This is a genomic window from Saccharothrix sabaoui (assembly GCF_051756985.1).
In the GTDB taxonomy this organism is placed as follows: domain Bacteria; phylum Actinomycetota; class Actinomycetes; order Mycobacteriales; family Pseudonocardiaceae; genus Actinosynnema.
Genome location: NZ_JBPKJK010000069.1, coordinates 21,013 through 45,256, shown reverse-complemented (window position 1 = coordinate 45,256; position 24,244 = coordinate 21,013). Strand labels below are relative to the sequence as shown.

23 protein-coding genes and 1 pseudogene are annotated in these 24,244 nt (G+C 71.9%); 8 read left to right on the top strand and 16 right to left on the bottom strand.

All coding sequences use genetic code 11. The features are described 5' to 3' along the window. Positions 1-108 precede the first annotated feature (108 nt). From ACR807_RS22040 to ACR807_RS22015, 6 genes are all read right to left on the bottom strand, one after another. Positions 109-1,263 carry a sensor histidine kinase gene (locus ACR807_RS22040; RefSeq protein ID WP_438923269.1) on the bottom strand — a complete coding sequence of 385 codons (1,155 nt, stop codon included), beginning with the start codon at positions 1,261-1,263 and terminating at the stop codon, positions 109-111. Next, positions 1,260-1,946 carry a response regulator transcription factor gene (locus ACR807_RS22035; protein ID WP_438923268.1) on the bottom strand — a complete coding sequence of 229 codons (687 nt, stop codon included), beginning with the start codon at positions 1,944-1,946 and terminating at the stop codon, positions 1,260-1,262. The genes ACR807_RS22040 and ACR807_RS22035 overlap by 4 nt, the downstream gene beginning before the upstream one ends. A 245-nt stretch (positions 1,947-2,191) precedes the next feature. Beyond that, positions 2,192-2,635, bottom strand: coding sequence for a helix-turn-helix domain-containing protein (locus ACR807_RS22030; protein ID WP_438923267.1), 444 nt, complete (start codon positions 2,633-2,635; stop codon positions 2,192-2,194). Positions 2,636-3,065: 430 nt separating this feature from the next. Beyond that, positions 3,066-4,964 carry a 1-deoxy-D-xylulose-5-phosphate synthase gene (gene dxs, locus ACR807_RS22025; protein ID WP_438923266.1) on the bottom strand — a complete coding sequence of 633 codons (1,899 nt, stop codon included), beginning with the start codon at positions 4,962-4,964 and terminating at the stop codon, positions 3,066-3,068. Between the two features lie 72 nt (positions 4,965-5,036). After that, positions 5,037-6,266, bottom strand: coding sequence for a class I SAM-dependent RNA methyltransferase (locus ACR807_RS22020; RefSeq protein WP_438923265.1), 1,230 nt, complete (start codon positions 6,264-6,266; stop codon positions 5,037-5,039). After that, the gene (locus ACR807_RS22015) at positions 6,263-8,275 is read right to left on the bottom strand and encodes an amino acid permease (protein ID WP_438923264.1); all 2,013 of its coding nucleotides are present in this window, start codon (positions 8,273-8,275) and stop codon (positions 6,263-6,265) included. The genes ACR807_RS22020 and ACR807_RS22015 overlap by 4 nt, the downstream gene beginning before the upstream one ends. On the opposite strand from ACR807_RS22015, the gene ACR807_RS22010 reads away from it, so the two are divergent. Together ACR807_RS22010 and ACR807_RS22005 are read left to right on the top strand one after the other, a co-directional pair. Then, a complete protein-coding gene (locus ACR807_RS22010; protein ID WP_438923263.1) occupies positions 8,184-9,020 on the top strand; it encodes a potassium channel family protein in 837 nt (278 codons plus the stop codon). The two genes, ACR807_RS22015 and ACR807_RS22010, sit on opposite strands and share 92 nt — an antisense overlap. Beyond that, positions 9,021-9,677, top strand: a complete 657-nt coding sequence (locus ACR807_RS22005; protein ID WP_438923262.1) for a potassium channel family protein — start codon at positions 9,021-9,023, stop codon at positions 9,675-9,677. Between the two features lie 361 nt (positions 9,678-10,038). On the opposite strand, the pseudogene ACR807_RS22000 reads toward ACR807_RS22005, so the two are convergent. Both ACR807_RS22000 and ACR807_RS21995 read right to left on the bottom strand, forming a co-directional pair. Next, a pseudogene (locus tag ACR807_RS22000) lies at positions 10,039-10,710 on the bottom strand (DUF3159 domain-containing protein); the annotation flags it as partial. Continuing rightward, on the bottom strand, positions 10,707-11,084 hold the full coding sequence (locus ACR807_RS21995) for an OB-fold nucleic acid binding domain-containing protein (RefSeq protein WP_438923261.1): 378 nt from the start codon (positions 11,082-11,084) through the stop codon (positions 10,707-10,709). The gene ACR807_RS21995 and the pseudogene ACR807_RS22000, both read right to left, overlap by 4 nt. Positions 11,085-11,190: 106 nt before the next feature. Between ACR807_RS21995 and ACR807_RS21990 the strand changes: the two genes are divergently transcribed. Further along, the gene (locus ACR807_RS21990) at positions 11,191-11,865 is read left to right on the top strand and encodes an alpha/beta fold hydrolase (protein WP_438923260.1); all 675 of its coding nucleotides are present in this window, start codon (positions 11,191-11,193) and stop codon (positions 11,863-11,865) included. A gap of 66 nt (positions 11,866-11,931) precedes the next feature. On the opposite strand, the gene ACR807_RS21985 is transcribed toward ACR807_RS21990, so the two are convergent. Both ACR807_RS21985 and dut read right to left on the bottom strand, forming a co-directional pair. Further along, positions 11,932-12,561 (bottom strand): DUF3710 domain-containing protein, encoded by a 630-nt coding sequence (locus tag ACR807_RS21985; protein ID WP_438923259.1) that lies wholly within the window; start codon positions 12,559-12,561, stop codon positions 11,932-11,934. 5 nt (positions 12,562-12,566) lie between these two features. Further along, positions 12,567-13,034 carry a dUTP diphosphatase gene (gene dut / locus ACR807_RS21980; protein WP_438923258.1) on the bottom strand — a complete coding sequence of 156 codons (468 nt, stop codon included), beginning with the start codon at positions 13,032-13,034 and terminating at the stop codon, positions 12,567-12,569. A 24-nt stretch (positions 13,035-13,058) separates the two neighbouring features. Here dut and ACR807_RS21975 point away from each other — a divergent pair, with 24 nt between their 5' ends. Then, positions 13,059-13,523, top strand: coding sequence for a DUF3093 domain-containing protein (locus tag ACR807_RS21975; RefSeq protein ID WP_438923257.1), 465 nt, complete (start codon positions 13,059-13,061; stop codon positions 13,521-13,523). Positions 13,524-13,665: 142 nt separating this feature from the next. Here the strand turns inward: ACR807_RS21975 and ACR807_RS21970 are convergent, their stop codons facing one another. Beyond that, entirely contained in the window at positions 13,666-13,965 is a 300-nt protein-coding gene (locus ACR807_RS21970; protein ID WP_053717171.1) for a DUF4193 domain-containing protein, read from the bottom strand. 413 nt (positions 13,966-14,378) lie between these two features. Between ACR807_RS21970 and cei the strand changes: the two genes are divergently transcribed. After that, positions 14,379-15,119, top strand: a complete 741-nt coding sequence (gene cei, locus ACR807_RS21965) for an envelope integrity protein Cei (protein ID WP_438923256.1) — start codon at positions 14,379-14,381, stop codon at positions 15,117-15,119. Positions 15,120-15,536: 417 nt separating this feature from the next. Here the strand turns inward: cei and ACR807_RS21960 are convergent, their stop codons facing one another. Next, positions 15,537-16,337 carry an inositol monophosphatase family protein gene (locus ACR807_RS21960; RefSeq protein WP_438923255.1) on the bottom strand — a complete coding sequence of 267 codons (801 nt, stop codon included), beginning with the start codon at positions 16,335-16,337 and terminating at the stop codon, positions 15,537-15,539. A 96-nt stretch (positions 16,338-16,433) separates the two neighbouring features. On the opposite strand from ACR807_RS21960, the gene ppgK reads away from it, so the two are divergent. From ppgK to ACR807_RS21945, 3 genes are all read left to right on the top strand, one after another. Continuing rightward, a complete protein-coding gene (ppgK, locus tag ACR807_RS21955) occupies positions 16,434-17,195 on the top strand; it encodes a polyphosphate--glucose phosphotransferase (RefSeq protein WP_438923254.1) in 762 nt (253 codons plus the stop codon). Positions 17,196-17,391: 196 nt separating this feature from the next. Further along, positions 17,392-18,696: an RNA polymerase sigma factor gene (locus tag ACR807_RS21950; RefSeq protein WP_438923253.1), complete on the top strand. Its 1,305-nt coding sequence runs from the start codon at positions 17,392-17,394 to the stop codon at positions 18,694-18,696. A 500-nt stretch (positions 18,697-19,196) separates the two neighbouring features. Beyond that, the gene (locus ACR807_RS21945; RefSeq protein ID WP_015800348.1) at positions 19,197-19,376 is read left to right on the top strand and encodes a DUF7455 domain-containing protein; all 180 of its coding nucleotides are present in this window, start codon (positions 19,197-19,199) and stop codon (positions 19,374-19,376) included. Positions 19,377-19,509: 133 nt separating this feature from the next. Here the strand turns inward: ACR807_RS21945 and ACR807_RS21940 are convergent, their stop codons facing one another. The 4 genes from ACR807_RS21940 to ACR807_RS21925 all read right to left on the bottom strand — a co-directional run bounded on the left by ACR807_RS21940 (position 19,510) and on the right by ACR807_RS21925 (position 24,151). Beyond that, on the bottom strand, positions 19,510-20,682 hold the full coding sequence (locus tag ACR807_RS21940; protein WP_438923252.1) for an ROK family protein: 1,173 nt from the start codon (positions 20,680-20,682) through the stop codon (positions 19,510-19,512). A gap of 1 nt (position 20,683) precedes the next feature. Beyond that, complete coding sequence (locus ACR807_RS21935; protein WP_438923251.1) at positions 20,684-22,108, bottom strand: sugar ABC transporter permease; 1,425 nt, start codon at positions 22,106-22,108, stop codon at positions 20,684-20,686. A 43-nt stretch (positions 22,109-22,151) separates the two neighbouring features. After that, complete coding sequence (locus ACR807_RS21930) at positions 22,152-22,925, bottom strand: ATP-binding cassette domain-containing protein (protein ID WP_438923250.1); 774 nt, start codon at positions 22,923-22,925, stop codon at positions 22,152-22,154. 86 nt (positions 22,926-23,011) lie between these two features. Next, positions 23,012-24,151 carry a sugar ABC transporter substrate-binding protein gene (locus ACR807_RS21925; RefSeq protein WP_438923249.1) on the bottom strand — a complete coding sequence of 380 codons (1,140 nt, stop codon included), beginning with the start codon at positions 24,149-24,151 and terminating at the stop codon, positions 23,012-23,014. Between the last annotated feature and the right edge of the window lie 93 nt (positions 24,152-24,244).

Here is a 24,244-nt window from a genome sequence, read left to right as displayed (position 1 = left end):
GTTACACCCCGCCCAACGCGGAGACAAATCGGGGGTGCGGAGCCCTGTCTTCGCAGGTAGTACCCCGTGCCCAGGTCCTCAAACCCGGCCACCTGTGACCGGAGCCACTCACACCAGTTTCCCGTGCGGCGCGGAAGGCAGCTGGACGGCCACCGACAGCCCTCCCCCGGGCACAGCCGAGGCGTGCACGCGACCCTCGTGAGCTGCGACGGCGGCCCGGACGATGGACAGCCCCAGGCCGGTCCCGGTGCGGGCGGTCCGGTCGGTGCCTCCCCGGCGGAACGGCTCGAACAGCTCCTCCACCCGGTTCGGGGCGATGAGCTGCCCCGAGGAGGACACGCGCAGCAGGGTCCAGTCGGGTCCGCCCTCGGTGCGCACCTCGATCCACCCGCCGGGCACGTTGTGGCGGACGGCGTTCTCCAGCAGGTTCCCGGCGATCCGTTCCAGCAGCGCCGGGTCGCCGACTGCCGGGGCGGGCGCGGACAGGAACGAGGCGCGCACCTGCCGGTCCTCCGCCTCCGTACGCACGGCCTTCCACGCGGACTCGACGACGGCGTTCAGGTCGACGGGTTCCCGCACCGCGAGGCCGAGGCCGTCGGTGCGGGCGAGCAGGAGCAGCGCGCTGACCAACTGCTCGGCGCGTTCGGTGGCGGCGCGCACGACGCCCGCCATGCGGCGCAGCTCGTCGGTGTCGGCGTCCGGGTCGGCGAGCGTCACGTCCAGCTCGGTGCGGATGACCGAGAGGGGGGTGCGCAGTTCGTGGGAGGCGTTGGCGACGAACCGGCGCTGCGACTCGAACGCGGCCTGGAGGCGGTCGAGCATCTCGTCGAACGTGTCGGCCAGTTCGGCGACCTCGTCACGCGGCCCGGCGAGCCGGAGCCTCTCCCCCAGCGACTCGGCGGACAGCCGCCGGGCGGCGTCGGTGACGTCGTGCACGGGTTGCAGGACTCGGCCGGTGATGGTCCAGGCGAGCAGGGCCGCCGCGGCGACGACGCAGAGGAACGCGATGGAGCCGGAACTCAGCACGTCGTCGCGGGCCTGCCGGCCGAGGACGTCCATGAGCACGCCGGCGTCGACCTCGCGCCCGTCGACGAACACGGTGCTGCCGTCGGCGAAGCGCGGTGAGGAGGCGATGACGCGTCCGACGAGGAGCCAGCCGAGCAGCAGGAGCAGGCCGCTGACGAACGCGACCAGGCCGGTCGCGAGCAACGTGATCCGCGTCCGCAGTCCTGGTCCGCGCCGGCGGGCCAGTTCGGAGTTCAGCGCGGGCCTTCTTCGGGGGTGCCCGCCGTGGGCACGCGGTAGCCGGAGCCGACCACGGTGTCGATGATGCCGGGTTCGCCGAGCTTCTTGCGCAGCGTCATGACGGTGACCCGGACGGTCGTGGTGAACGGGTCGGCGTTCTCGTCCCACACGCGTTCGAGGAGTTCCTCGCTGGAGACGACGGAGCCCTTGGCGGCGAGCAGGACCTCCAGGACGCCGAACTCCTTGCGGGTCAGCTCGACGGGGTGGCCGGCGCGGCGCACGGTGCGGCGGGCGGGGTCGAGTTCGACGTCCTGCGCGGTGAGCAGCGGCGGCGTGGCGGGGGTGGCGCGGCGGGCCAGCGCGCGGACGCGGGCGACGAGCTCGGGGAACGCGAAGGGCTTGGCGAGGTAGTCGTCGGCGCCGAGGGACAGGCCGGCGACGCGGTCGTCCACGCCGGCGCTGGCGGTGAGCATCATGACCCTGGTGAGGGCGCCGGAGCTGAGGATCTCCTTGCACAGCTCGTCGCCGGACATGCCGGGCAGGTCGCGGTCGAGCACGACCACGTCGTACCGGGTGACGGTCGACTTCTCGTGGCCGGTCTCGCCGTCGTAGGCGACGTCGACCGCCATGCCCTCTCGCCGCAGGCCCCGGGCGATCGCGTCGGCCAGCGGCACCTCGTCCTCGACAACCAGGATTCGCACCCCTCAACGGTGCCACAACTGCCTGAGAAGCTGCTTAGCGCGAGCCGGCGGCGGACCGCCAGGCGGTGGACAGCCGATCGGCTGTCGGTCCTCGGCAGGTTGTCGATCACCGGCCGGTCCGTGGACGACGCGCTGACGCAGGGGTGCCCCCGCTCGGGGATCCCCTCGCGCACAGCCAACCACAGGGGACCGACAATTCGCGGCCGCACGGGGTGCGCCTGTGGACAACTGTGGCGAATGGGCGCTCAGGAATGCGCGGGCGGGTCCTCCGATTCGCTGTGGGCGGAATTCACCATTGCCGTTCCGGCGCGCACCAGGAGGGTGCCGACGAACGTGGTGCACCAGGTGCGCACACCTGGTGGGCGGCGTTGGGTGGGCACCTCGGGCTGCGCCACCGGCGGCGCGGTGGCGGGCGGTGGGTCGCGCCGGGTGGCGACCAGGTCGTGCCAGCGGCGTTCCCACTCGGCGACCGGGCCGCCGCAGGCCCGCACGTAGGCCGTGGTCACGGCCAGGCTGGGCAGCCTGCGGCCACCGGCGGCGTCGCACAGGGCGGCGGCCGAGAAGTGGACCCGCCTGCCGAGTTCCCGGTAGGGCGGGCCGCCGGCCTCGGCGCGCAGGCGCCTGAGGTCGGCGGCGAACCGCAGCAATTCGTCGTCACCCGCGTCGAGCGGGCGTTCTTCGCGTGGCATCTCCACACCTCCTTTGTCGTCCAGTGTTCAGGCGTTGTCGTTCGCGGTCGAGGAATACACCGTGAACAACCTGATCGGGGTACAACTGGATTCCGAGGAGGGGATTTCGATGAACGGGATTGCGCGTGTGCTCGTGTCGGTGGTTTCGGTGTTGACGGGTGTGGCGGGGTGGCGCCACGTCGGACGGGGGCGTGACCGGCCGACCGGGTCCGAGCACGGCGGCGCGCCGCCGCGGCACGACCGTGCGCCTCGCGTTCCCTTCCCGTCGCGCGCAGCGACCCCGGTCGCGGGGCGGCGGGCGGGAGCGCGGGGCTCCCGGGACCCGGCGCCCCGGTGGTCGACCGGGGTCGCGGCGGAGGCGGGGTGCGCGTCTCCCGTGCGGGCGGCGCTCACCGGTGCCGCCGGTAGCGGCGGCGGGAAGGTGGTCGGGCTACTTCTCGACGGTCGCGCCCACCTCGGCGGGCTCGGCGGCGACGACCCACTCGGTGATCCGGCGGGCGACGTCCTGCGCGGTGAGGCCGAGGTCGGCGAGCACCTCGCCGCGCTCGCCGTGCTCCTGGAACTCCTGGGGGATGGCCAGGTCGCGCAGCGGCACGTCCACGTCGGCGTCGCGCAGCGCGGCGGCCAGCGCCCAGCCGAAGCCGCCGTGCCGGCCGCCGTCCTCGACGGTCACCACGAGGCGGTGCCGCGCGGCCATCCCGACGAGGTCGGTCGGCACGGGGAACACCCAGCGCGGGTCGACGACGGTGACGCCGATGCCCTGGTCGGCGAGCCGCTGCGCGGCGGCCAGGCCGAGTTCGCCGAACGCGCCGACGGTGACCAGCAGCACGTCCTCGCCGGAGCGGTGCAGGACGTCGACGGTGCCGACGCGCTCGACGGCGGGCAGGTCGGGGCCGACGGACGCCTTCGGGTAGCGGATGACGGACGGCGCGTCGGCGATCCGCACGGCCTCCCGCAGCTCCTCGCGCAGCGAGGCGGCGTCGCGGGGCGCGGCGACGTGGATGCCGGGGATCAGGCCGCAGATCGACAGGTCCCACATGCCGTGGTGGGAGGCGCCGTCGGGGCCGGTGACGCCGGCGCGGTCGAGCACGACGGTGACGCCCTGCTTGTGCATGGCGACGTCCATGAGGAGCTGGTCGAACGCCCGGTTGAGGAACGTCGCGTAGATCGCGACGACCGGGTGCAGGCCGCCCATGGCGAGGCCGGCGGCGGAGGTCATGGCGTGCTGCTCGGCGATGCCGACGTCGAAGCACCGGTCGGGGTGGAGGCCCGCGAACTTGTCCAGGCCCGTCGGGCCGCGCATGGCCGCGGTGATGGCGACCAGGTCGGGCCGCTCCCCGCCGAGGGTGGCGAGTTCGTCGGCGAACACGTGGGTCCACGTGCGCTTGGACGGGCCGACGTTCTCGCCGGTGATGGGGTCGATGACGCCGGTGGCGTGCATCTGGTCGGCCTCGTGGTTCTCGGCGGGCGCGAAGCCGTTGCCCTTGCGGGTGACGGTGTGCACGATGACCGGTCCGCCGAAGGACTTGGCGCGGCGCAGCGCGGACTCCAGCGCGGCGTGGTCGTGCCCGTCGACGGGGCCGATGTACTTGAGGCCGAGGTCCTCGAACAGGGCCTGCGGGCTGATCGCGTCCTTGATACCGCGCTTGGCGGCGTGCAGGGCGGCGTAGAGGGCCTGGCCGAAGATGGGGGCGGACTGGATGGCGGTCTTGCCGCGTTCCAGGGCGCGCTCGTAGCCGGGCTGGAGGCGCAGCGACGACAGGTGGTCGGCGAGGCCGCCGATGGTGGGCGAATAGGAGCGGCCGTTGTCGTTGACGACGATCACGACGGGCCGGTCCGCGCCGGCGGCGATGTTGTTCAGCGCCTCCCAGCACATGCCGCCGGTCAGGGCGCCGTCGCCGACGACCGCGACGACGTGCCGCCGCTGCCCGGTGATCTGGAACGCCTTGGCCAGGCCGTCTGCGTAGGACAGGGCGGTCGAGGCGTGGCTGTTCTCCTCGACGTCGTGCTCGCTCTCCGACCGCGACGGGTAGCCGGACAGGCCGCCCTTCTGGCGCAGCGCGTCGAACCGGTCGGCGCGGCCGGTGAGGATCTTGTGCACGTAGCTCTGGTGACCGGTGTCGAACACGACCGGGTCGTGCGGCGAGTCGAAGACCCGGTGCACGGCCATGGTCAGCTCGACGACCCCCAGGTTGGGGCCGAGGTGCCCGCCGGTCCGGGAGACCTTCTCGACCAGGAAGCGCCGGATCTCGTCGGCGAGCCGCACCAGCTCGTCGTGATCCAGGCGCTTCAGGTCCGCCGGTCCGTGCACGGATTCCAGCAGCGTCACTCGTGCCACCTCGCCCTAGTGGTTCGACCCTTTTCGTCTGGTCAGTCTACGGACCACTGGCTGAGACGCCCGTCAGCGAGCGGGCCGCAGGAGGGCGACGCATTCGACGTGGTGCGTCATCGGGAACGCGTCGAACGCCCTGAGCTGCGCCAACTCGTAGCCGTGCTGGGCGAAGGCGGCGATGTCGCGGGCCAGGGCGGCCGGGTCGCACGCGACGTAGACCACACGGGCCGGCCGGCTGCGGGCGATGGCGGTGACGACGACCTTGCCCGCGCCCTTGCGGGGCGGGTCGAGGACGACGACGTCCGGGGGCGCGTCGGTGAACTCCGGCGACTCCAGGACGGCCTCGGTGCGGCCCGGGTACCAGCTGACCTGTGGTTTGTCGGACAGGTTGAGCCTGCCGTCCTCGACCGCGCGGACCGAGGACTCCACGACGCACACCGAGCCGGTCTCGCCGACCTGCTCGGCGAGCACGGCGGCGAACAGGCCGACGCCGCCGTAGAGGTCCCAGGCGCGTTCGCCGGGCTGGCAGTCCGCCCAGTCTGCGACGACCTGCGCGAACGTGTCGGCGGCGGCGGGGTGGACCTGCCAGAAGCCGTCGGCGCGCAGGTTCCAGGCGCGGCCCGCGGCGAGTTCGGTGGCGGTGCCGCTGCCCTCGCGGAGCCGGGACGGGCCGGGCACGGGGCGGCCTCGGCGCACGACCGGCGGGCCGATCTCGGTCAGGTGCACCTTGCCGCCCGCGTCGCGGGTGACGACCAGCTCGGACTTCGGCGGCCACGTGCGGTCGACGACGCCGTCGAGGGCTCCGGGAGCGGCGATGACGCAGTGGTCGACGGCCACGACGTCGTGGCTGCGGTGCTTGCGGAACCCGGCTCGGCCGTCGGGGCCCACGGCCATCCGCATCCGGGTGCGCCAGTCCTCGGGGCCGCCGGGCAGGTCCTCGACGATGACCTCCCAGTCGAGCCGGGCCAGCCGGTGCAGCTGCTCGCTGACCACGGCGGCCTTCAGCTCGCGCTGGTACTGCCACGACGCGTGCTGCCAGTCGCACCCGCCGCACAGGCCGGGCCCGCTGAACGGGCACGGGGGTTCGACGCGGTCGGCCGAGGGTTCCAGCACCTCGACGGCGTCGCCGCGGCAGAACGAGCCGCCGGTGTCCTCGGTGACGCGCACCACCACCCGTTCGCCGGGCAGGGCGTGCCGGACGAACACGACGCGCCCCTCGTGCCGGGCGACGCAGTGGCCGCCGTGGGCGACCGCGCCGACCTCGACCTCGATGAGGCGCTGCTTCCAGGTCGCCGTCACTTGCCCTTCCGATCTTCTCGTGCGCGCTTGTCCAGACCGCGCCGGATGGCTCCCGGCGCGACCACGTCGTCGTTGTCGGTCACCTTCGAGGAGGAGGCGAGCTGCCACGGCACGCTCGTCACCATCACGCCCGGTTGGAACAGCAACCTGCTCTTGAGCCGCAGGGCGCTCTGGTTGTGCAGGAACTGCTCCCACCAGTGGCCGACCACGTACTCGGGGATGAACACGGTGACCACGTCGCGCGGGTTGGTGGTGCGCACGCGCTTCACGTAGTCGAGGACTGGTCTGGTGATCTCCCGGTAGGGCGATTCGATCACCTTGAGCGGCACCTTGAAGTTCTCCTTCTCCCATTCCCGCACGAGACGTCGGGTGTCCGCGTCGTCCACGTTCACCGTCACGGCCTCAAGGATGTCCGGCCGGGTCGCCTTGGCGTACGCCAGGGCCCTCAGGGTGGGCATGTGGAGCTTGGAGACCAGCACCATGGCGTGGTTGCGGGCGGGCAGGAGCTTCTGCCGCTCCTGCTGGCGCAGCTCTTCGGCGACCCGGTCGTAGTGCCGGCGGATCGCGGTCATCAGGGCGTAGATGGCGCCCATGGCGGCGATGGCGATCCACGCGCCCTTGGTGAACTTGGTGATCAGCACGACGACCAGCACCGAGGCGGTCATGGCCAGGCCGAAGGTGTTGATCAGCTGGGAGCGGCGCATGCGGCGGCGCGCCTCGGTGTCGGTCTCGGAGGCGAGCATCCGGTTCCAGTGCCGGATCATGCCCGCCTGGCTGAGGGTGAACGACACGAACACGCCCACGATGTAGAGCTGGAGGAGCTTGGTGACCTCGGCGTCGAACGCGATGACCAGGATGATCGCGCCGCCCGCGAGGAACACGATGCCGTTGCTGAACGCGAGCCGGTCGCCGCGGGTGTGCAGCTGACGGGGCAGGTAGCGGTCCTGGGCGAGGATCGAACCGAGGACGGGGAAGCCGTTGAACGCGGTGTTGGCGGCGAGCACGAGGATGAGGGCGGTGACGACGGTGATGAAGAAGAAGCCGGGCGGGAAGCCGTCGAACACGGCGCCCGCGATCTGGGCGACCATCGTCTTCTGCTCGTAGCCGGGGGGCGCGTTGACCAGCTGGTGGGCCGGGTCCTCGGCCATCTTCACCCTGGTGAGCTGGGCCAGCACGATCAGGCCGATCAGCATCACGACGGCGATGAGGCCCATCATCAGCAGCGTGGTCGCCGCGTTGCGCGACTTCGGCTTGCGGAACGCGGGCACGCCGTTGCTGATGGCCTCCACGCCGGTCAGGGCGGCGCAGCCGGAGGAGAACGCCCGGAGCACGAGGAACAGGAACGCGAGGCCGACGAGGTGGTCGTCCTCGGCGCGCAGTTCCAGGCCGGCGCTCTCGGCGCGCATCTCGTCGCCCAGGACGAGGCCGCGGTACAGGCCGTAGCCGATCATGAGGACGACGCCGACCATGAACGCGTAGGTCGGGATGGCGAAGGCGCTGCCCGACTCGCGGATGCCGCGCAGGTTGACGGCGGTGAGCAGGATGATCGCGGCGACCGCGAACTCGGCCTTGTGGGTGGCGACGAACGGGATAGCCGACCCGATGTTGGCCGCGGCCGAGGAGATGGAGACCGCGACGGTGAGGATGTAGTCGACCAGCAGGGCACTGGCGACGGTGAGACCGGCCCGGCGGCCCAGGTTGACGGTGGCGACCTCGTAGTCGCCTCCGCCGGAGGGGTAGGCGTGCACGTTCTGCCGGTAGCTCGCGACGACCGTGAGCATCACGACCACGACGACCACGCCGACCCAGGGGGCCAGGGCGTAGGCCGAGAGTCCGGCCACGGACAGCACCAGGAAGATCTCTTCGGGTGCGTACGCGACACTGGACATCGCGTCCGAGGCGAAGACCGGCAAGGCGATGCGCTTGGGCAGCAGGGTGTGGGCCAACCGGTCGCTGCGGAACGGCCTGCCGACCACGAGGCGCTTGGCCGCGGTTGCGAGCTTGGACACGGGTCGAAAGCGTAAGGGGTCAGGTCCCCTGGTCGGAGTAATCGTGGGTAGGTTCTCCGTAGGCGTCGTTCAGGAGGCATTCGTGCACGTGGTGATCATGGGGTGCGGCCGGGTGGGATCGTCCCTGGCCAAGGCCCTGGAGCGCCTGGACCACCAGGTCGCGGTGATCGACAAGGACGCCCAGTCCTTCCGCAGGCTCGGGTCCGACTTCCACGGGCAGCAGGTCGTCGGCAACGGCTTCGACCAGCGCGTTCTCATCGAGGCGGGCATCGAGCGGGCGGGTGCGTTCGCGGCGGTGTCCAGCGGCGACAACTCGAACATCATCTCGGCGCGGGTGGCGCGCGAGACGTTCGGCGTGGAGGCGGTGGTCGCCCGCATCTACGACGAGAAGCGCGCCGCCGTGTACGAGCGGCTGGGCATCCCGACCGTGGCGACCGTGCCGTGGTCGACCGACCGGTTCCTGCGGATGCTGCTGCCCGAGGGCAGCGCGACGGCGTGGCGCGACCCGTCGGGGTCGGTGGCCGTGCTGCCGCTGGAGCTGCACGAGGACTGGGTGGGCCGCACCGTCCGCGACCTCCAGGAGGTCACCGGCTGCCGGGTCGCGTTCATCATGCGGTTCGGGACGGGTGTGCTGCCCGACTCGAAGACCGTGCTCCAGGCCGACGACCAGGTGTACGTGGCTGCCCTGTCCGGCACCGTGACCGATGTGGCCGCCGCCGCGGCTCACGCACCCGAGGAGAGCTGAGTGCGCATCGCTATCGCTGGGGCCGGCGCGGTGGGCCGGTCCATCGCGGCCGAGTTGGTGGCCGACGGGCACCAGGTGATGCTGATCGAGCGCGACCGCACCCAGTTCGAGCCGCACACCGTGGAGCAGGCCGAGTGGGTGCAGGCGGACGCGTGCGAGCTGTCCTCGCTGGAGGACGCGGGCATGCAGCTGTGCGACGTGGTGATCGCCGCCACCGGTGACGACAAGGTCAACCTGGTGGTGTCGCTGCTGGCGAAGACGGAGTTCGCGGTGCGGCGCGTCGTGGCCCGGGTGAACGACCCGGCCAACGAGTGGCTGTTCACCGAGTCGTGGGGCGTGGACGTGGCCGTGTCGACGCCGCGCATCCTGTCCGCGCTGGTCGAGGAGGCCGTGACGGTCGGCGACGTGGTGCGGCTGATGACGCTGCGCCAGGGTCAGGCGAACCTGGTGGAGATCACCCTGCCCGGGGACACGCCGCTGGCCGGTTCGCCGGTGAACTCGCTGGCCCTGCCCCGGGACGCGGCGCTGGTCACGATCCTGCGCGGCGGGCGGGTGATCGTGCCGACACCGGACGACACCCTGGAGGGCGGCGACGAGCTGCTGTTCGTGGCGGCGGCGGACGTGGAGCGCGAGATCCGGTCGTCGTTGGGGTACTGACCCCCGGTCGGGGAACGGCGGCGGGGTTGTCCACAGGGCGGCTCAACGCGCTCGGAATCGTCGGTGCCGGCTGGAAGGATAAAAGCAGGGGTCCCCTTGGCGGGGACCCCTGCGAAGCGTTGCCGGCGCGGTGGCGCGGCTACCGCTCGTCGGCCCTGGCGGGTTCGGGGCGCTGGTCGGTCGAGGCGTCGAGCACCTGGTCGTAGATGTTCGGCCCGGCCTGGGCGCGGTTCGGCTCGGCCTGGGCGCCGGCGGCACGGGGTCCGGTGACCTGGTTGCCGGTGACCTGGTTGCCGGTGGCCTGGTTGCCGGCGGTGTTGTTGCCGGCGGTGTTGTTGCCGGCGGTGTTGTTGCCGGCGGCCTGGGCGCGCAGGCGTTCCTCCGCCTCCCGGTTCTCCTCCTCCTCGGTGGCGAGGGCCGCCTTGAGGCGCTTGTCGGAGCGGCGCACCGCCCAGACGGTCGCGACCAGGGCCACCGCCATCAGCGGGTAGCCCATGGCGAGCCTGGCGACGGCCAGCCAGCCGACCGACGCCTCGTCGTACAGCCACCGCTGCACCACGAACCTGGCGCAGAACACGAGGGCCCACACGAGCGTCGCGATGTCGTAGTCGCGCACGCTGGCCTTGTCCTGCCGCCACGCGGTGCCCTGGCCGTTGAGGAACGACCACACCACGCCCGCGAGGGGCCAGCGGACCAGGATCGACAGGATGAACGCGCCGCCGTAGACGAGGCTCTGCCAGATGCCGAACAGGAAGAAGCCCTTGGCGTCGCCCGTGCGGTAGGCGATGAACGCGGCGATGCCGACGCCGAAGACCGCCGACACGGCCGGTTGCACCGAGCCCTTGCGCAGGGCGAGCGCGATGCCGATCAGCACGGCCGCGCCCAGCGCGGACCAGATCGCCGGCATGAGCCCTGCCAGGGCGTTGACCAGCACGAACACCACGACGGGCAGGGAGGACAGGGCGAGGCCGGTGACGCCGCCCATCTGCTCCAGCATCGTGGGCTGCTTCTCGGTCTCGTTCGCCGGGGTCATGAAGCGTTCTGCAGCTCGTAGTAGGGGTTGTAGAGCACCTTGCGTCCGTCCCGGACCGCGATGCGGCCCCTGGCCTTGATGGTGCGACCCGGCTCGATGCCGGCGATGCGGCGACGGCCCAGCCACACGAGCGTCACGCCCTCGGTGCCGTCGTACAGCTCCGCCTCCAGCGTGGCGGCGGCGTCGCGGGGGCACAACTCGACGCTGCGCAGCCGCCCCAGCACCGTCACCTCCTCACCGGATTTGCAGTCGCACGCCCGTACGGCCCCGATGGCCACGGCTTTTCGCGACAGGTCGTCGGCGTCCAACTCGCTGACGTCGGTGGTCAGCCGACGCACGAGGCGGCGCCAGTAGCCGCCCCCAGTACCAGTCATCCCCGACTCCTGGGAGTGCGTGGGGCCTCGTCGACGAAGCCCGTCCACAAACCAGCGTAACCGGGTACACCCGACCGGGTATCCGACTGGGGGAGGATGTGACGCCATGGGTTCGTCACTCGCCGTTCTCCTGCCCGGCACCGCCTCCGACGAGGTGTTCGTCGCCTCGGTGTTCGCCCGCCCCCTGGCCGAGGCCGGGTTCTCGCTGGTGGCACCCCCGTCGAGGGGGGTCGCGGAGCACGTCGGGGCGCTGGACGCGGCGTGGTCCGGTACGCCGTTGGTGGTCGGCGGGGTCTCGCTGGGCGCGCACGTGGCGGCGGCGTGGGCGGTGCGGCACCCCGAGCGGTGCGCGGGGGTGCTGGTGGCGCTGCCCGCGTGGAACGGGCCCGCCGGGGACGCCCCGGCGGCGCTGGCGGCCTCGGCGAGCGCGGCGGCCGTCGAGGCGGTGGGCCTGGACGGGGCGCTGACCGGCGTGGACGGGTGGTTGGGCGACGAGCTGCGGCGGGCGTGGCCGCGGTACGGGCGGCGGTTGCCCGGCGTGCTGCGGGAGGCCGCCGGGTCGGCCGCGCCGACGGTGGCCGAGCTGGGGCGGCTGGACGTACCGGTGGGGATCGCCGCGTGCACCGACGACCCCGTTCACCCGGTCGAGATCGCTCGTACGTGGGTGGGTGCGCTGCCTCGGGGCGTTCTGCGCACGACGACGTTGGCCGAGCTCGGCGCGGACCGGGAGGTCCTGGGCCGCGCCGCGCTCGACGCGCTCCGCGCGGCGGCGGAACGCTGACCTGCTCACGGGGCCGGTCAGCTAGCGACCGACCGGGTGGTGGCCGACCAGGTGCGGCCGACCGGGTCAGCCGGGCTGCTGCTGTTGCTGGATGTGGCGGGCGATGGCCTCGGGCAGCTCGATCGGCAGCGGCGTGCGCACCGGCATCGGCTGCGCGCCCCGCACCACGACCGTGTCGCGGACCAGCTCGTAGAGGGCCTCGGCGGCCCGCACGGCCTGCTCCTCGGTCGGCGCGGCCGCGATGCCCCGCAGCATCCAGCGCGGCCCGTCCACGCCCACGACGCGCAGGTGCACCTCGTTGTTGCGGGCGGAGATCTCCTCGCCCCACTCGCCGTTCTCGCGCAGGATGCGGAAGCCGTCCGACTTGAACTGGCCGATCATCTCGCCGCTGACCTCCGGCCACAGCCGGTCGGTCTTCGGCGCGGCGAACGCGCTGACGGTGAGCTGGCCGACGGTGGTCAGGAGGTGCACGGCGCGCACCGCGCCCGCCGGGTCCATCTCCACCTGGAGCTGGGCGCCCTCGGGCACCGGGAGCCGGATCGAGCCGAGGTCGAGGCGGTTGAGCCCGTCGTTGGGGGCCTGCGACTCGTCGAACGGGCCGTCGCCACCCTCCTCCAGGCCGTCGAGCTCGGCCTCGGTGTGCGCCGTCCCCCGGTTCGCGGAGTGCCTACCGCGCTTGCGGCGCCGTCCGAACATCGCCTTCACCCCTCCGTCCGGGCGAGCACGTCGTGCCCGCCAGTAGAGCCGTAGCCGCCGGCACCGCGTTCGGACCCGGGCAGCTCGTCGACCTCGCGGAACACGGCGTGCTCCACCTTCTGCACCACCAGCTGGGCGATCCGGTCGCCGCGCGTGAGCTTCACCGGCTCCCGCGGGTCGTGGTTGACCAGGCAGACCTTGATCTCCCCCCGGTAGCCCGCGTCGATCGTGCCCGGCGTGTTGATCACGCTCAAGCCGACGCGGGCGGCGAGGCCGCTGCGCGGGTGCACGAACCCCGCGTAGCCCTCGGGCAGCGCGATCGCCACGCCCGTGCCGACCACCGCGCGCTCCCCCGGTTCGATCACCACGTCGGTGGTCGTCACCAGGTCAGCGCCGGCATCACCCGGTCGGGCGTAGGCCGGCGGCGGCACGGCGGGATCGAGACGGGACAGCAGGACCTCGACGCTGGGCACGGCGCGCGAGACTACCCTGGTGGTGTGAGCGAGAGTGCTGTGACCGCCCCGACCGCGTTCCGCGAGCGGTTGTCCGTGCCCTGGTGGGGTTGGCCGTTGCCGCTGGCCGCGGCCGTGCTGCTGGCCGCCGAGATCCACATGGGCTTCCCCGGCGTGCGGTCGTGGCTGCCCTACGCGGTCCTCGTGCCGCTGACGGTGCTGCTGCTGGCCCGCATGGGGTCGACGAAGGTCGAGGTGTCCCGCGGCGAGCTGCGCGTGGGCCAGGCGCACGTGCCGCTGGAGCTGCTGGGCGACGTCGAGGTGTTCGACTCGAAGGCCAAGCGCAAGGCGATGGGCCCCGACCTCGACCCGATGGCGTACGTCGCGCACCGCGGGTGGGTGGGTCCGGTGGTGAAGGTGGAGCTGCGCGACCCGCAGGACCCGACGCCGTACTGGCTGTTCAGCGTGCGGTCGGCGGAGGAGCTGGCGGCGGTGCTGCGCGGGCGGTGACCTGCACCGCAACAGCGACTGGGCGCCACCCCGGCGGAGGGGTGAGCGCCCAGAACTGTTCGTAGCTACCTGTGGGTGGTGCCTCTGTGTGGAGCCTGTGGGTCCGGTGTCGTTCCCCGACGAATGGTCCTCGGGCGGCTGCTCAGGCGCAGTCGCGGCAGATGTACTGGCCGTTCACCTCTTCGGCCAGCCTGCTGCGGTGGTGCACCAGGAAGCACTTCGAGCACGTGAACTCGTCCGCCTGCTTGGGCAGGACCTTGAACGTGAGCTCCTCGCCGGACAGGTCGGCACCCGGCAGCTCGAAGTTCTCGGCGGTCGCGTCCTCGTCGATGTCGACGACCCCGGACTGCGTTTCGTTGCGCCGCGCCTTGAGCTCCTCGAGGGAGTCCTCAGCGAGTTCGTCCGCCTCGCTGCGACGCGGCGCGTCGTAGTCGGTCGCCATCTTCTTTCACACCCCTGCGGTCAACGGAGACTGTTCGTGTCGCTGGTTAACGCACCAGCGCCCCTTTTTGTGCCCCCGTCGTCAGTGACGGAGGTCTCGCTCGCGCTGCCGGGCGCCAACCCCCTGCAAGTCGACGCTTCCCGGTGTCCGGCGGTGCGCGGAGCGCCGAGAGGGTAGCTCATGGATCAGGGGGTCGCGCAGCGGGTTCCCCCTAATTGAGCAGACGGGTGACACGACCTTCGCACGCTGGCCCGATAGGCTCTGGGCGGGCCCGCCCGCCCGTCGAGCCCGGCTCGGAACACCCCTCCGGGGCGTTGACCGTCCGCGACCGGGTGATAACGGGCCGCGACAAGCCTGCCCGGAACGCGCCACCGCGGGCCGCGGCATAGCCTGATCACCATCAACACTGCGCCATGGGGAGGTCGGCGGACGTGGGACCCGGTAGGGGAGGAAGCGGGTCGTCGCGGTACCGGAAGAGGCGGCCGTGGCCGGCCCTCGTCCTGTTCGTGGTGCTCGCCGTGACAGCGGTGGTCGTCTGGAACCGGGTGCTCGCCGACGCGGGCGACGTGGACGCGGCCATCCAGTGCAACGCGCCCGGCCCGGTGCCGGCGTCGAGCGCCGCGGCGCAGGACCCGGGCGCGGCACCCGGCGGGCCGGCGGCTCGGGGCACCGTGCTCGGGCACGACGCCCTGGACCGCACCGACCCGGTGCCGGTGGGCGAGGTGCAGTTCCGCGCGTTCAACGCGAGCACGCAGCGCAACCAGGCCCGGTTCGTGGCGACGTCGCTGGTGGACCTGGGCTTGAAGCAGGCGGCGGAGCCGGGCAACGACCCGCTGTACCCGGCGCAGGACATGACGTGCCGCGGTCAGATCCGGTTCGGCGCGCCGGGCGCGGGGGCGGCGCGGACGCTGAGCCTCATCGAGCCGTGCATGGAGCTGGTGCGCGACGAGCGCCAGGACGCGACGGTCGACGTGGCGGTCGGCAAGAAGTTCAGCGAGGTGAAGCCGAACAGCGCCGCCCGCAAGGTCCTGGACCAGCTGGCGGCGTGGGCCGAGCAGCAGCCGCAGCAGCAGGGCGGCCAGGCGGCGCAGGACTCGGCGGCGCCGGAGCTGAACGCCGACAACCTGCGGGGCGCGCGCGACGTGCACTGCTGATCTTCCGGAGTTGTCCACAGCCCGGTCGCGCGAGCGGCCGGGCTGTGGCGTTTTCGGGTTGAATGGATATCAGGGGGACCCCCTGGCCGGGGGACCTCTGACGCACTGATCTTGGGCGCAGGGATCTCGGGCGCAGGGATCTCGGGCGCAGGGATCTCGGACGCGCTGAGCTGAAGCGCAGAACCCGGGCGTGCCGGCCTCGGGTGCTACCGACCTCGAATACGGGGACTTGTGGCGCGGCGGCCTCGGGTGCGGAGAACCTGGGCGTGGCGGTCTCGAACGCGGGAGACCCGGAACACGGCGGCCTCGCCCCCGGGGACCTTCCGGACGGGTGGCACTGCCCCGGGCCGCCGGGCCAGGACGGACCGAGGCGGACCGAAGCGGGCAGGGCGGGAGAGCGGCTCGGACCAGCGCGGCTCAGACCTTGGCGAAGTCGGCGTCCACCAGGGCCTCGTACAGCGCGTCCGCGATGCCCGGCGCCGCCGCGAACGTCGCGTCCGCCCCCAGCTCCGGCGCCTCGCCCGGCACCTTCACGACCGCGCCGGCCTCGCGGGCCAGCAGGGCGCCCGCCGCCCAGTCCCAGCGGCCCAGGGCGTGTTCGGCGTAGGCGTCCAGGCGGCCCGCGGCGACGGCGCACAGGTCCAGGGAGGCGGCTCCGGCCCGGCGGATGTCCCGCACCTTCGTGGCGAGCCTGGCCCAGGTCTCCGCCTGCCGCTGCCGCCGGTCCGCCCGGTAGGCGAAGCCGTAGCCCAGGAGTGAGACGTCCAACCGGGTGACGTCGTTGACCCGGAGTTGCCGGCCGTCGAGCTGGGCGCCTTCTCCCCTGGCCGCGGTCCAGAGGCGTCCGCTCGCCGGTTCGAACACCGCGCCGGCGACGGACTCGCCGTCGACCTGCGCGGCGACCGAGACCGCGTAGTGGGGGATCCCGTAGAGGTAGTTGACAGTGCCGTCGATGGGGTCCACTACCCACGTCAGACCGTCGACGGCGGCCTGACCACCTTCTTCCTCGCCGATCACGGGCTCGCCGGGGCGGAGTTCCGCGAGGCGTCCGCGCACGAGCCGCTCGGCCGCGCGGTCCGCCGCGGTGACCACGTCGGTGATCGTGGACTTGGTGTCGACGTCGGCGACGGCGGCCTCGCGCGTCGTCAGGGCGAGCGAGCCCGCCTCACGTGCCACGAGCGCGGCGACATCGACCAATGAGCGCGGATCGAAACGCAACTGTTCCTCCTGCGTCACTCTCACGGGACTATCGGAGAACTGCAGGCTAGTGTCTGCGGCCACGGTTACTGAATCGAGTAGGAAGGGACCACGGGGATGGGCATGACCCGCGGGTTCGGCGTGGACATCGGCGGTTCGGGCATCAAGGGCGGCCTCGTGGACCTGGAGGCGGGTGCGCTGGACGGGGAACGCCTGCGCGTGACCACGCCGCAGCCGTCGACGCCGGACGCGGTCGCCGACGTGGTCGCCGAGATCGTCGAGAAGTTCGGCTGGGACGGGCCGGTGGGCGTCACGCTGCCCTGCGTGGTCAAGCACGGCGTCGCGCACACCGCCGCGAACGTCGACAAGAAGTGGATCGGCACGGACGCGGCGCAGCTGTTCGCCGAGCGCCTCGGCCGCCCGAAGGAGCAGGTCGTCGTCATGAACGACGCGGACGCCGCGGGCATCGCCGAGATGCGCTTCGGTTCCGGTCTCGACCGGGACGGCCTCGTGGTGCTGCTGACGTTCGGCACCGGTATCGGCAGCGCGCTGTTCCTGGACGGCAAGCTCGTCCCGAACACCGAGTTCGGTCACCTGGAGGTCGACGGCCACGACGCGGAGAAGCGCGCGGCGGCGTCGGTCAAGGAGGACAAGGACCTGAGCTGGGCCGAGTGGGCGCCGCGGGTCTCGCGCTACGTCAACGTCCTGGAGAACCTGATCTGGCCGGACCTGGTGATCGCGGGCGGCGGGGTCAGCAAGAAGGCGGAGAAGTGGCTGCCGCTGCTGGAGGTCCGCACCGAGGTGGTGGCGGCGGCGCTGAAGAACGACGCGGGCATCGTCGGGGCGGCCCTGGCCGCCGCGCACGGCCTGGTCCACTGATTTCGCGGTCGTTCTAGCTGCGAGAACGCGTGCCGGACCACTTCGGGGGACGCCGGGGCGCACCGGCACGCGATTCTCGTCGTTACAATGGAACGGTGCCCCGCTGACGAACGATCCGGCGGGGGTCCCCCGTACTCCGGCGACCGAGGTTCGCGCCCTTCGGTTTGCCTTGATCGACAGTCGCGAAAGGGCGTACGTGGCAGCCGCGAAGACGACCCAGGCAGCTAAGGCTGACGCCGAGGACACGCCCAAGGCCACCTCGGCGAGGAAGGCCCCGGCGAAGAAGCCGGTGGCGAAGACCGCCGCGGCGGGCAAGACGGCCACGCGGGCACCGCGCAAGACGGCCGCCAAGGCCGCCGCCGCCCCGGGCAAGGTGAAGAAGGCCACCGAGGGCGACGAGCCCGAGGACCTCGAAGGCGGTCCCGACGGCGAGGACCTCGTCGACGACGTCGAGCTGATCGACGAGCCGGTCGAGGAGGAGCCCGCCGAGGAGGAGGCCAAGCCCGGCGAGGGTGACTTCGTCTGGGACGAGGAGGAGTCGGAGGCGCTGCGGCAGGCCCGCAAGGACGCGGAGCTGACCGCCTCGGCCGACTCGGTCCGCGCCTACCTGAAGCAGATCGGCAAGGTCGCCCTGCTCAACGCGGAGGAGGAGGTCGAGCTCGCCAAGCGCATCGAGGCCGGCCTCTACGCCGCGGAGCGGGTGCGCCGCGCCGAGGACGAGCAGGAGAAGCTGACCCCGCAGCTGCGCCGCGACCTGCGGTGGATCGTGCGGGACGGCGAGCGCGCCAAGAACCACCTGCTGGAGGCCAACCTCCGCCTGGTGGTGTCGCTGGCCAAGCGCTACACCGGTCGCGGCATGGCGTTCCTGGACCTGATCCAGGAGGGCAACCTGGGCCTGATCCGCGCGGTGGAGAAGTTCGACTACACCAAGGGCTACAAGTTCTCCACGTACGCCACGTGGTGGATCCGCCAGGCGATCACGCGCGCCATGGCCGACCAGGCCCGCACCATCCGCATCCCGGTGCACATGGTCGAGGTCATCAACAAGCTCGGTCGCATCCAGCGCGAGCTGCTCCAGGACCTGGGCCGCGAGCCCACGCCGGAGGAGCTGGCCAAGGAGATGGACATCACCCCGGAGAAGGTGCTGGAGATCCAGCAGTACGCCCGGGAGCCCATCTCGCTGGACCAGACGATCGGTGACGAGGGCGACAGCCAGCTCGGTGACTTCATCGAGGACTCCGAGGCCGTGGTGGCGGTGGACGCGGTGTCGTTCACGCTGCTCCAGGACCAGCTCCAGTCGGTGCTGGCGACGCTGTCCGAGCGCGAGGCGGGTGTGGTGCGGCTGCGGTTCGGCCTCACCGACGGCCAGCCGCGGACGCTGGACGAGATCGGTCAGGTCTACGGCGTGACGCGCGAGCGCATCCGGCAGATCGAGTCGAAGACGATGTCGAAGCTGCGCCACCCGTCGCGGTCGCAGGTCCTGCGGGACTACCTCGACTAGGCGGTCCCACCGACGGTGCCCCGGCCTGTTCCAGGTCGGGGCACCGTCGCGTTCGGACCCGGTCGGGCTTCCGCCGGCGCCCGTCGACCCCCGGTTGCGGGTCCGTGAACCGGACGTGGAGCGTCCGGATCGTGGAACGCGGGGGCGTGTTCGCTCTGGGCTGACCAAAGTGTTACCGATCACACGGACCGTCGGTGACCGCCCACCGTTCGGAGCAGCGAACGTGCGTCCAACGACGTATCCGCAGGTCATGAAACCGTTGCCGGCACAACGGAACGTGAGCGAAAACCAATCGAACCGGTGGTCCTGCGAGGTTCGAACTACCCGTGCGGCGGGTAAATCGGAAGTGACGCGGGTCGCCACGGCCCCGGGAACACTGACTTACTCCCGTGCGTCTGCAAGAGTGGAAGCAGCGAACACGGCACATCAGCCAGATGCGAAGTGGTCGCAGCTAGGTGTGAGGGCACCGATCCCCGGTGCCGGGACGGAGGGAGATTTCCATGACTACCACGCTCACCCGCCCCGCGTTGACCGCTGCCGACCGCTGCGACCGCTGCGGGGCTGCTGCCCAGGTTCGCGCCGTGCTCCCCTCCGGGGGCGAGCTGCTGTTCTGCGGGCACCACGCCCGCGAGCACAGCACGAAGCTGCGTGAGCTCGCTGCCGAGTTGCAGCAGGGCTGAACAGCACGGGCCCCCTCGGGGCCCGTAGCACCCTGGCCGTCCGGGGCGGGGACCCTCCACGGGGTTCCCGCCCCCCTGCACGTCCAGGGGCTTTTCCACGGGCCGTCCGGGTACCCGCTCGGGGAGGACGGGCTCAGACCTCGCCCAGCACGGGCTCGAAGGCCAGTTCGGCGGCACCCACGAGCTTGGCGTCCCGGCCGAGCGGCGAGGACACGATGCGGGTGCCCCCGACCGCGCGGGACACCAGGGACCGCTGCTGCACGGTGCGGCGCAGCTGGTCGACGAGCGACTCGGGCAGGGCGGTGAACAGGTCGCCCAGCACCACCAGTTCGGGGCCGAGCATGTTGACGACGGTCACCAGGCCCATGGCGAGCCACTCGGTGAACTCGCCCAGCCGGTGGGCGACGGTGTCCGGCGAGCCCGCCAGGGACCTCAGCTCGGCCACCACGGCGCCGCGCGGGGCGTCCTCGGGCAGGGCCAGCGCCCGGCACAGCGCGGCCTCCCCCACCTCGGTCTCCCAGCAGCCCTGGCAGCCGCAGTAGCAGCGCCTGCCGCCGGGCCGCACGACCATGTGGCCGAGCTCGCCGACGTAGCCGCCGGTGCCGCGCAGCGGTTGGCCGCTGGAGATGACGCCGCCGCCGATGCCGACGTCGGCGGAGATGTAGACCACGTCGGAGGAGTCGCGGGCGGCCCCGCGGACGTGTTCGGCCAGCGCGCCCAGCTCGGCGTCGTTGCCGACCTGGACGGGCACCTTGAGCACCGAGGAGAGGCGCTGGCCGAGGGCCACGTCGGTCCAGTGCAGGTTGGGCGCCTCGTGGACGAGGCCGTCGTGGCGGCGCACGACGCCGGGCACGGAGACGCCGACGCCGACCGCCCGGACGTCCAGCTCGTCGGCGAGCAGCTTCGCCGAGTCGGCGACGTGCGTGATGACCTCGCCGGGGTCGCGGGAGCGGTGGTGCAGGTTCCACGAGTCCCGGCCGAGGATGTCGCCGCCGAGGCCCACCATGGCCATCGCCACCTGCTCGACGCGGATGTCGATGGCCATGACGACGGCGGCCTGCGGCTGCGGGAGGACCAGCAGGGACGGGCGGCCCGCGCCGGAGCGCTGCGCGGGCACCCGTTCGGCGACGACGCCCGACTCGGCCAGGCCGTCCACCAGGGCCTTGATGGTGCTGCGGTTGAGCCCGAGCTCAGCCGCGAGCGACGCCCTGGTGGACGGTCCGTCCACGTGCAGCCGGCGCAGCAGCGCCGTGCGGTTGTGCCTGCGGACCTCGTCCGGTCGTGCTCCCGCGGTCGGTGTGCTCACGTCAGCGGGCGGCGGTGGCCGCCCGGCGACGGGACAGCGCGTCGACGCTCGCCGCCAGCAGCAGCACGAGGCCGGTCACGATGAACACCACGGCGGCGGGCTGCCGGAGCAGGCCCATGCCGTTCTGGATGATCGCCAGGACCGCGCCGCCGATGACGGCGTCGCGCAGCCGGCCCTTGCCGCCGAACAGCGACGTGCCGCCGATGACGGCCGCGCCGACCGCCAGGAGCAGCGTGTTGCCGCCACCGGCGTTCGGGTCGACCGAGCCGACCTTGGAGGAGTAGACGATCGCGCCGACCGCGGCCAGGGAGGAGGCGATGACGAACACGCTCATCCGGATCTGGGCGACGTTGATGCCCGCGCGGCGGGCGGCTTCCTTGTTGCCGCCGACGGCGTAGACGTGGCGGCCGTAGCGGGTGCGCTCCAGCACGAACGTGCCGATGACCAGCAGGAGCAGCACGATCGGCACCACGTACGGGACGCCGGCGATGACGACGCGGGGGCTCACGGACCGGTTGAGGGTGAGCGCGTAGGTGGCGGCGGCGGCGAGGACCACGACCGCGCCGACCTTGACCAGCACCATCGGGGTGGGCTGGGCGACCAGGCCCTTGCGCAGCCGGCTGAAGTGGCGGCCGAGGACGATCGCGGCGTAGCCGCCGACGGCGACGACGAACAGCACCCAGGAGCCGAGGGTGTCGAGGTTGCCGTTGGCGACGTTGAACAGCACGTCGTTGCGCAGGCCGAGCGTGCCGCCCTCGCCGATGAACTGGAGGACCACGCCGCCCCAGGCGAGGAACAGCGCCAGGGTCACCACGAACGACGGGATGCCGACCTTCGCGACGAGGAAGCCGGTGATGGAGCCGATGGCGGTGCCGACGCAGATGGCGAGCAGGATCTCGACCCACGGGTTGGCGGGGACGCCGACCAGCGAGATGACGAGCGCGACGGCGGCCAGCGCGGCGCCGGGCCAGATCTTCATGATCGAGGCCAGCACGACGGCGAGCGCGAGGAAGGCGCAGAACACGTAGAAGACCGTGTCGCCCATGCCGCCGAGGAGGTTGCCGCCGTTGACCAGGTGCAGCGCCATGACCGAGGCGGTCACGCCGGACGCGGTGCCCGCGGACAGGTCGATCTCGCCCAGGAGCAGCACGAAGACCAGGCCCATGGCGATGATGACGATGCTCGCGCCCTGGGCGAGGAGGTTCGCGATGTTGCCCAGGGTCAGGAAGGTGTCGGCCATGGAGCTGAAGGCGATCAGCAGGACGACCAGGCCCAGCAGTGCGGGCAGGGAGCCCAGCTCGCCGCCCTTGACGCGGGCGAAGTAGTCGCGGACGGCCTCGCCGGTCGACTGGGAGGTCGTGTCGATGCCGAAGTCGGAGATCGCGCCCTGGTCCTTGGGTGACGTCTCGCTCGTGGTGTTGGTCATGCTCGTTCCTCGTTCTGCGGCTGGTGAGCCCGGTGCGCCGGCATCAGATGGTGGCGGATTCGGGGCGGGCGATGCCCAGGTCCCCGGAGCGGCCGGCGGTGATCAGCTCGACCACCTGGCCGTGCGTGACGTCCTTGGTGTTGACCTCGGCGGCCATGCGGCCCAGGTAGAGGCACGCGATGCGGTCGGCGACCTCGAAGACGTCGTTCATGTTGTGGCTGATCAGCACGACGCCGAGGCCCTGTTCGGCGAGGCGGCGCACCAGGTCGAGGACCTGGCGGGTCTGCGCGACGCCGAGGGCGGCGGTGGGCTCGTCGAGCAGCACGACCTTGCTGTTCCACAGCACGGCCTTGGCGATGGCGACGGTCTGCCGCTGGCCGCCGGACAGCGACGACACCTGGGTGCGGACCGACTTGACGGTGCGCACGGACAGCGACGTCAGCGTCTTGCGGGCGGCCTGCTCCATGTCGGCCTCGTCGAGCATGCCCGCCCGGCCGCGCTCGCGGCCGAGGAACATGTTCTGCACGATGTCGAGGTTGTCGCACAGCGCGAGGTCCTGGTAGACGACCTCGATGCCCAGGTCGGCGGCCTCGCGCGGGCCGTGGATGTGCACCTCTTGGCCGTTGAACAGCACCTGGCCCGAGTCGATCGGGTGGATGCCCGCGATGCTCTTGACCAACGTCGACTTGCCGGCGCCGTTGTCGCCGACGAGCGCGGTGACCTGTCCCGGGTGCACGGCGAAGTCGATGTCGTGCAGGACGTGCACGGGTCCGAAGCTCTTGTTGACGCCGCGCAGCTCGAGGATCGGCTCGCTCACTGGTTTCCTCCGTTTGTGCCCACACGCGTGGGTGCGCCGGAACGGGGTGCGCTTGCGCTGGCACCCCGCCCCGGCGCGAGCCTTGACTACTTGATGCCGAGCTCGGTGCAGGCGGCGGCCAGGTCGCCGCCGCAGATCTCGCCGGCCTTGACGAAGCCCGCGTCCACGACGGTCTTCACCTTGTCCTTGGTGATGAGCTGCGCCTCGAGCAGGACCGACTTGACGGTGCGGTTGGCCTTGTCGTCCTTGACCGAACCGGTGGCCAGCTTGTCGGCGGCGGCGGTGTCGCCCTTGGCGAGGGCGCCGGCGAGCTTCGCGGCGGCCTTGGCCTCCTCGGCGATCGGCTTGAAGACGGTCATGAACTGGTCGCCGCGCATGACGGCCTGGAGGCCCTCGGGGGTGGCGTCCTGGCCGGTGACCGGCACCTTGCCGTTCAGGCCGTACTTCTTCAGCACGGTGATGATCGCGCCGGCGAGGCCGTCGTTGGCGGCCACGACGCCGTCGACCTTCTGGCCGTTGCCGGTGAGGATCTGCTCGAAGGTCACGCCGCCCTGCTGGTTGTCCCACTCGGGGATGGGCTGCGACTGCACGAGCTTGAGGTCACCCGAGTCGTACTTGGGCTTCAGCACCTTCTGCTGGCCGTTGTAGAACAGGGTGGCGTTGTTGTCGGTCGGGGCGCCCTCGATCTCGATGACCTCGGCGGGCTTCTTGCCCGGCGCCAGCGCCGCGAGGCCCTCGACGAGGCCCTGGCCCTGGAGCTCGCCGACCTTCTCGTTGTCGAACGAGACGTAGTAGTCGGAGGAGCCGCCCAGGTTGAGGCGGTCGTAGTCGATGACCGCGATGCCCTGCGACTGCGCCTTCTGCGCGACCGAGGCGCCGACCTCGCTGTTGGGCGTGGCGATGATCAGGACCTTGACGCCGGCGTTGATCATGCCGTCGGCGAGGGTCGAGAACTTCTGCACGTCGCCCTGGGCGTTCTGGATGTCGGCGTCGAGGCCCTCGGCCTTGAGCGCCGCCTCCAGGAGGGGCTTGTCGAAGCCCTCCCAGCGGGCGGAGGACTTGGTCTCCGGGAGGATGACGCCGACCTTCTCGCCACCGCCCGAAGCGCTGTCCGTGTTGGTGCCCGAGGTGTCAGTGCCACCGGTGGACGTGTTGGCGCCACATGCCGTCATGGCCAAGGCAAGGCCCGTGCTTGCGGCGATGAGAGCGAGGCTCTTGCTGCGCATCCGCCATCCTTTCACGCAGGTGCGTAAATGTTGTGGCGCACAACGTATGCCCCCGGGTGCGGTGACCGGAAGCACACTTGACCGATAAAGAGG